The organism is Otoolea muris, from assembly GCF_943193115.1.
GTDB classification, from domain to species: Bacteria; Bacillota; Clostridia; order Lachnospirales; family Lachnospiraceae; genus Otoolea; species Otoolea muris.
The window spans coordinates 1-8059 of the sequence record NZ_CALPCY010000096.1 but is presented as its reverse complement, the minus strand read 5'-3'; the positions used below and the strand labels follow the sequence as shown (position 1 = coordinate 8059).

At 45.5% G+C, this 8059-nt stretch carries 4 protein-coding genes; 2 read left to right on the top strand and 2 right to left on the bottom strand.

What is annotated here, in order from left to right; all coding sequences use genetic code 11:
• Positions 1 to 1476, top strand: a 1476-nt coding sequence (locus NFS31_RS25730) for a glucan-binding protein (RefSeq protein WP_251501668.1), incomplete at its 5' end; no start/stop codon positions are given.
• A gap of 578 nt (positions 1477 to 2054) precedes the next feature.
• On the opposite strand, the gene NFS31_RS25725 is transcribed toward NFS31_RS25730, so the two are convergent.
• Together NFS31_RS25725 and NFS31_RS25720 are read right to left on the bottom strand one after the other, a co-directional pair.
• The gene (locus NFS31_RS25725; protein WP_251501666.1) at positions 2055 to 3698 is read right to left on the bottom strand and encodes an N-acetylmuramoyl-L-alanine amidase family protein; all 1644 of its coding nucleotides are present in this window, start codon (positions 3696 to 3698) and stop codon (positions 2055 to 2057) included.
• A gap of 428 nt (positions 3699 to 4126) precedes the next feature.
• Positions 4127 to 5704 (bottom strand): PspC-like choline-binding domain-containing protein, encoded by a 1578-nt coding sequence (locus tag NFS31_RS25720; RefSeq protein WP_251501664.1) that lies wholly within the window; start codon positions 5702 to 5704, stop codon positions 4127 to 4129.
• Positions 5705 to 6181: 477 nt separating this feature from the next.
• Here NFS31_RS25720 and NFS31_RS25715 point away from each other — a divergent pair.
• Positions 6182 to 8059: O-antigen ligase family protein (locus tag NFS31_RS25715; protein ID WP_251501662.1), on the top strand; the 1878-nt coding region annotated here is incomplete at its 3' end.

Here is an 8059-nt window from a genome sequence, read left to right as displayed (position 1 = left end):
ATGACTTCTTTCGCCGCTGGTTGGGAGAAAGATGACGCTGGGGTTTGGCACTATTATGACAAAGATGATGAGATGGTTGCCGGCGAGTGGAGAAAAGACGGCGCTAAGTGGTTTTATCTGGATGATGACGGCGATATGCTGATGGATGCCTGGGTAGATGACGAGTATTATGTTGGCGCTGATGGCGCTATGCTGGTTAATCAGTGGGCCAAAACTATCGCGGATGAAGATGTGGACGATCCGGAGGATGACGGCGATGCATGGTACTACTTCGGAAGCAAAGGTAAAAAGGTTTCCGGCACCGATAAAAAGATCAATGGCAAGACCTATATCTTTGATGAAGATGGAAAAATGCAGGATGGCTGGTATCAGGATGGAGATGCTGTTTATTATCTGGGCGGCGAGGATGAGGGCTGGAGAGCCAGCGGCTGGCTGTGGCTGGAGAAGCCCGACGATGACGATGATATTGAAATCTGCGATGATAATTGCGAAGCCTGTGATGAAGAAGGCTGGTACTGGTTCGGTACCGATGGCAAGATGTATAAGGGTGTAAAGCAGAAAAAGATCAACGGAAAATACTATTACTTTAATGAGCACGGCCAAATGCTTTATGAATGGATCAATGGCGTTAAATCCACAAAAGCATCGAATGCTCAGTTAGACAGCAGTGATATCACAGCGACTCCGAGTGAAGTTCGTTATATGAACGTCGTAGAGGAGGGATGGAGAACCGACGGCTGGTATCAGATCGACGGTGCTGAAGCACTTGGTGCCGGAAATGATACAGATTGGTATTATTTCAAAGACGGTGAGGCAAAGAAGGCTAAATACGAAGAAGAGAATGGCCTGACAGATGATGGAGATACCATTTACAGAGCAAAGATTAAAGTTGAAGGTAAATATTTCTGCTTTAACGAACTTGGTCAGATGCAGACAGGTTTGCAGTTAATTGACGGATATATGTATTACTTTGATGAAAATGGCTATATGAAGACCGGAAAAGTAAGTAATGTTGAGGAAGAGAACGATTCCTTTACTTACTATTTCCAGACGAAAAACGGAGGAAATGGAAAGGGTATAACCGGAGAAAAAGATGGTTACTTATATTGGAGTGGAAAGAGACTGGAAGCTGATGATGACTACAGAATTTATGTAGTTAATGGCGACTACTTTCTTGTAAACAACAAAGGCAAACTTCAGAAATCATCTACTAAGAAGTATGATGTAGAAAATGGCCGGGGTGCAGAAGAAGTTTCCTTCAGCTTCAACAAAAACAGTTATAAAATACAAAATCTGCCGGATAGTTGGAAAAAGGTTGCGGCACTCCCATATATTGAGTTAATGGACAATGTAATTATTCATGACGGTGTTGATAGCGGTATAATTACCACTTGGGAGGAGATTGAAAAAAGTACAGAAACTCCAGATGAAGATGAAGATGTCGAAGAGACTGATTCAGATGAAAAGACTGAATAAAATCATCTAAAGTGTAAAGTCATAATCGAATTTTCCAATACAGTATTTTTGGATTTTGATTAGTAATTAAATAGTCATCGCACCAATATTCAAAGAGATTATTGGTGCGATGATTATCTTCAGTTATGTTTATTTTTTAAGACGGAACTCACTTCTGATCACTTGAAATTTTCCCAAAGATAGTGTAAAAGAATTTGTGTCTTTGAAAAAACACCTCTTTTGGGGTAAGAATCAAGATATGACGATTCGTATCGAAAAAGAGGATTTTTTATGTCTACAAAAAGGAACAAATACGACAGCATATTGCGGATAACAATTTAAACAGCATGGCCGATATCTACAGCCTGCTGAGGAATCACATCAAGGATATTCTGTAGGAACTTATAGAAAAGATTTAGAACGATTTTCATGAGCAGACACCGTAACAGTTCAGGTTGCCTGAACTGTTACGATTTACTTTCTGTTTACAGTGTAACCGTTACTAAATATTTTTATATATCCATTTCTATTTTTATGCCAATAAATGATAATTTAGCACTTTGTTAATAGCAGGATACAAAATATGAACCATTACTGGATTATCCTTCCCAAATTCCATATTCATTCACCGTTCTCCCATCCGGCGCAGTATAACTGACTGCCATGGTTCCGTTATCCATAAAGTAACGCCACTTCCCTTCCGGATCCTGGGCCCATCCGATTGCCATAGAGCCATCCTGCTTCAGCAGATACCACTGTCCGTTTACCATTAAGAGGCCAACTGCCATAGAGCCGTCCGGATTCAGCAGATACCATTTCCCGTCTACCAGAGTCCAGCCTGTTCTCATAATCCCATCTGAACCTAAGTAATACCATTTTTCATTTATCCATTTCAGCCAGTCATGTACAGGCTGGTTTTCAGCATTAAAATAATACCAGTTTCCTTCTGTTTGAACCCACCCAATATCAGTTACAGATGCTATCGTTGTTCTCGCAGTCTGTGTTGGCCCAATAACCGCAGCGCTTCCACCGGGGCCTCCGGAACTGCCGGAACCGCCGAAACTGCTGGAACCACCGGATCCTCCGGAACTGCTGGAACCACCGGATCCTCCAGAACTGCCGGAACCGCCGGATCCTCCGGAACTGCCGGAACCTCCAGAGCTGCCGGAACTGCCTAAACCTCTTGAGTAGGATGTATGATAAACAAGCGGAAGGGGATTTACGGCGCCTCCCGCCCAGTAACCATCATCGTAAATAATCTGCAGATCCTCTAAAACCGTATATATGTTTATAGACGTCCCATTTAAAACCGCATCATTTCTCAGGGCCGTGAATACCTCTGGCTTCATTTTAACAGGGATTTGTAACCATCCCTCGTCGGCTATTTTCATTGCCATAACGCAGGAGCCGTCTGTGAAGGTAAAGCTTCCTTCCGGAGATAACCGGATTTCTGAAACCGCTGTATGTTCCGTCCCTGCCATAGGCTTATAGTAATGCTCTATCGTAAATTCGGGGGGAAGCGTCCGGTTCAGATTAACATCTCCGATATTCCTGTACCTGCCATTAACGAGGGGCCCTTTATAGAAATCAATGTATTCTGAGCTGTACCGGGTGTAAAATCCATCCGCCCCATAAAGAACAGGTATCGTAGCCAGAACACGGTCCTGTTTCGTCTCCACTATCTGAATATAAAAGTCATCACTGCTGCCGCCCGGGCGGTCTGTGTCATCCCCGATATTTTTATCTACAAAGGATACCGAAAATTCTGCCTGGGCATTTTGGCTTAATAAAGTATTGCCTGCCGGAACAGCCTCAATCCTTTTTCTGTCCGCATTCAGGACGGGTGAGATGTTCACGCTGACCTCTCCAATGGCCTCTCCCGACCCCTGCCGGACGGTTACTGTAACCGGGTCTGGTAATATAACCTGGTTCGTCTGCGGATCGCGATCCATATAAAATGAAATCCTGCCATTTTCAAGGCCGTCCACAGCGACAGAAACTTCCTCCGTCTGCGCTCTGCCCTGCAAGGCATCCACATCTGTCTCTCCGTCTGTTATGGCAAGAGGGGCCAGGATACTGTCAGGCGAGGCAGCCCTTTCATAGCCGTCCGGAAAAATGGAAGCTTTATGCGTCCGCCGTTCAATCTCTTCAACGGTTCCGGCCAGAGCCGGGACAATTCCTGATGAAAGCAGTGAGACTGTCAGAATTCCTGCAATTAAGGAGTAGTGTTTTTTCATTTCCATACTCGTTCCTTTCCTTAGGCTCAGGCCACGAAAACCGTTGATGGTATATGTGGCCTGGCGATTGATAAATCATCGCTGGCTGTAATGCAGGCTGCCTGCTCCGTGCAATGATGTTCTGTATTAAAATGCAGCCAGCCGTATGGTTATGGAGCTGGCATAGCGCTGATTTATCTGCCCGTAAAACAGTGGCGGTTCCCTATAATCTATTTTGCAATAAATGATTATCAGAATCAACAAAAAACAGATTCCATTCTCCGGAAATGGATCTGTTTGTCCGTTACTGTACCGGGGATTATAAAAGATACCCCTTCATCCTGTGAAAGGGCAAAGGGGTACCAAAATTATTATTTACTTTGTTTGTGCTTTTGGAAGTATCCACACCAAAAATCTCGGTTACAGTTACATTTCCTACGGCAATTTAGATTCTACTACTCCAGACCAAACACAGATACATCTACCGATACATCTTCAAAACTTGCTTTGCCTGTAGATTCTTTTTCAATCCATCCCTCTGCAAGATCTGTGTGTGAAGAGTCAGTCCATCCATATGAGTAGATATTGTCATATAACTCTATTTCCGGAATTGTAAGAGCTTCAACAAATTCTTCTTTTGTAGCACTTATTGTCTTTACAGAATCCCCACTGAAAGTAAGCGTGATCTCCTCGCCCAATCCTTCAATATCGTATTTCTTTGTCTTGGATTTCTGAATCTTGCCCTTGTTGTTTACAAGATATGTTTTTCCATCTACATAGAATAATCTGTAGTCGTCATCTGCTTCCAGTCTCTTACCGTTAAAATACAGATAGTTATCCTTTACGCCGGTTACACCTTCGCCATTTCTACCATTCTTGGTATTGAAATAGTATGTGAAATCGTCGTTATCTTCTTCAACACCCGATACCTTTCCGGTCTTCATATATCCATTTTCATCAAAGTAATAGAAACCGCCAGTGGAACGGATGTACTGTAATCCTGTCTGCATACGGCCTTTTTCATCAAAGCAGAAATACTTGTTATTGCTTGCTTTCACTTTAATCTTGGCTCTGTAGATAAATGTATTATCATCATCAACTACACCTGCAAAATCAGAAGTATCCGCTTTCTTGGCCTCTCCGTCGCTGAAATAGTACCAGTCGGTATCATTGTCTGTTCCGACATCCTCAGAACCATCGATCTCATACCAGCCGTCTGCTCTCCAGCCCTCTTCCACCTGGTTCATGTAAAGCATATCATCGATTTTCGCTTCACCAGGTGTTGCATTTCCGTCAAGGCTTGCATTAAGGCTTGCACCGGAACCAACCTTTACCTTGGCATTATTAATCCATTCATACAACATCTGGCCATGCTCATTGAAGTAGTAATATTTACCATTTACTTTCTTCTTTTTAGCATCCTTGTAAAGCTTGCCATTGCTTCCGAAGTAGTACCAGCCTTCCTCGTCGCAGATGCCGCACTCATCATCACATCCTGTGATATCGTCATCATCATCCGGTTTTGCAAGCCATAACCACTGGCTCTGGGCTCTCCAGCCCTCATCCTCGCCATTCAGGTAATAGATATCACCGTCTTCTTCATACCAGCCATCCTGCATTTCACCATCTTCGTTGAAATAGTAGGTTTTGCCATTGATCTTTTTATCTTCGGTGGTCTTCTTACCCTTGCTGCCAAAATAGTACCAGTGCTCGCCGTCCTCATCCGGGTCGGATACATCCTCATCGGCAATTGTCTTAGCCCACTGATTCACCAGCATCGCGCCGTCAGCGCCAACATAATACTCGTCATCTACCCAGGCATCCGTCAGCATATCGCCGTCATCATCCAGATAGAACCACTTAGCGCCGTCTTTTCTCCACTCGCCGGTCACCATCTCATCATCTTTGTCATAATAGTGCCAAACCCCAGCGTCATCTTTCTCCCAACCAGCGGCGAAAGAAGTCATGGAAGCACCCATCGCGAGCAAAGCCGCCGCGGAAAGAACCGCAACTAATTTTGTCTGCTTTCTCATAATAATGCACTCTCCTTTTTTCCTTTTGAACTGCTCTTTTTTCCCGAAATTCCTTAACTTTTAACGGCCTTACCCTACTTCGGATATGGGGGAATAACATTACTTGATGACATATGCAGATTAAACCAAATATTCATACAGAAAGCGAAAAAACAGAAAGCAATAAACAGAAAAAAGAAAAAAGAAGAGGGCATAAGAATACAAACGGCCTCAATAACGCTCCTCCCCAAGCAATTAAGCGCAAAAGCACCCCCCAAATACCGCCCCCGCAAAATACCCAAATCCGTCCCGGCACAGCCCGTTGTGCTGTTCGCAGTTTCCCTTTCCCCCATATTTTCTTAGGAAGATCTTCATAAAAAATTAAAAGTTGGGAAGGCTTTTAAAGTGTATGGGAAGGTTGATTTAGCGACGGACTGATGGTATACTGTAGAAAGCTCTGAAATCAGGCTTTGACAAAGGAACGAGGAGATTGTATAGATGGCGAAGGCTGCGAAGATAAAGGACTCCGGGGAGCTGGCCAGGGTGGCCGGTAATATTTTTTCAGGTATCACAACAGTATTTACATTCATGATTCTTACGATATTTCCCCTGTACTATCAAAATTATTATTTTGATATATTGAAGGCAAAGTATAAATTTTACTGGGTTGCGGCTATTGCCATGCTGGCAGCCTGCGCGGCAGTGGCGCTGGTTTTTTGCTTTGTGGATGGGATGGAGTTCAGAGCGCAGAATATCCGGAGGTTTTTGGGAAATTTCCGGCGGGAAAATTTAAAAAAGCAGCCGTTTGTATATAAGGCATTGTTCGCGTTCTGGCTGTTTGCGGCGCTGTCCACTGTTTTATCGGATTACAGGTATGAGTCGTTCTGGGGAAATGAGGGGCGGTTCAGCGGCTTGTTTTTGATTACGCTGTATGTATTGAGCGTAGCGGTGATTGGAAAGCTGGGGCGGATTCAGAAGTGGCATCTGGACTTGTTTCTTGCGGCCGGGATGCTGGTATGCCTGTTCGGGCTTACGGATTATTTCCAGATGGATCTTCTGGGATGGAAGGTGAATGTGGATAAGGGGCAGGCGAATTCGTTTACCTCGACGCTGGGAAATATCAATACGTATACGGCGTTTGTCGCGCTTATGATGGGAACGGCCTGCAGCCTGTTTGCCACGGAGAAGAATGTACTGCGCATGCTCTGGTACTATGCGGCGGCGATAATGAGCTTTATAGCAATCATTACCGGGCAGAGCGACAATGCGTACCTTGCTTTAGGGGTATTGTTCGGCGGCCTTCCGTTTATTCTTTTTGCAGATGCGAGGTGGACGGCGCGCTACGGCGTGCTGGTTGCGTCGTTTCTGACGGTTATCAAGGTAATTGCGGATGTGAATGAGAAGATGGCGGGGAAGGTCATCGGGCTGAGCGGAATTTTCAGTTTTCTGGCAAAATATGAGCGTTTGGAAGTTATTGTTATTGCTTTTTGGGGAGTAGCTGCGGTATTATATATTGGCAGATGCATTTGGATTGCGAGTCGGGGAGACGCTCATATTGGGAAATGGCTGCGGCTTATGTGGCTTTTTCTGGTTGCCGTAGTTGCGGCTGTGCTCATTTACATCGTTTACGACGCGAATTTCGGCGATCAGCAGGAGAAATACCAGGCGCTTTCCCGCTATCTTATATTTAATGATAACTGGGGGACGAACAGGGGCTATTGCTGGCGGATTGGCTGGGAATCTTATAAAAAGCTGCCTCCGATTCACAAGCTGTTTGGCTTTGGGGCAGATACGTACGGGATTCTTACATGGGATTTCCGCCAGGAGGCGATTGGGTTGCACGGCGTGTTTTATGAGAGCGCGCATAATGAATATTTACAGTATCTGGTGACGATAGGGCCGTTTGCGCTGATTTTTTATGTGCTCTTTTTAGGCGGCGCCTGCTGGCGGATGCTTAAGGGGATGCGTGCAAAACCGTGGGTTCTGGGGCCATGTATGGCTGTGCTCTGCTATGGGGCGCAGGCGGCTGTAAACATTAACCTGCCGATTGCCACTCCGGTGATGTGGTGTCTGCTGGCTGTTGGGCTGAGCATGGAGAGGATGGCTGCGGCAGAGACAGCAGGCGCGGATCAGACAGGCGCTGAAGAGGGAGAGCGTGCAGAACAGGCTGGCTCTGCAAAGAAGCCAGAGCAGGGCGGTTTGGCTAAAAAGCGGCATATGGAGCAGAGCGCAAAGCAGGCTGATTCCACGGAGGCGGACAGCCAGGCTGAGAGCGCAAAGCAGGCTGACTCCACAGGGACGGACAGCCAGGCTGAGAGCGCAAAGCAGGCTGACTCCACAGGGACGGACAGCCAGGCTGAGAGCGCAAAGCAGGCT

Coding starts and splice junctions, on each gene's coding strand:
- NFS31_RS25725 (WP_251501666.1), bottom strand. CDS start 3,698: ATGGAAATGAAAAAACACTACTCCTTAATTGCAGGAATTCTGACAGTC.
- NFS31_RS25720 (WP_251501664.1), bottom strand. CDS start 5,704: ATGAGAAAGCAGACAAAATTAGTTGCGGTTCTTTCCGCGGCGGCTTTG.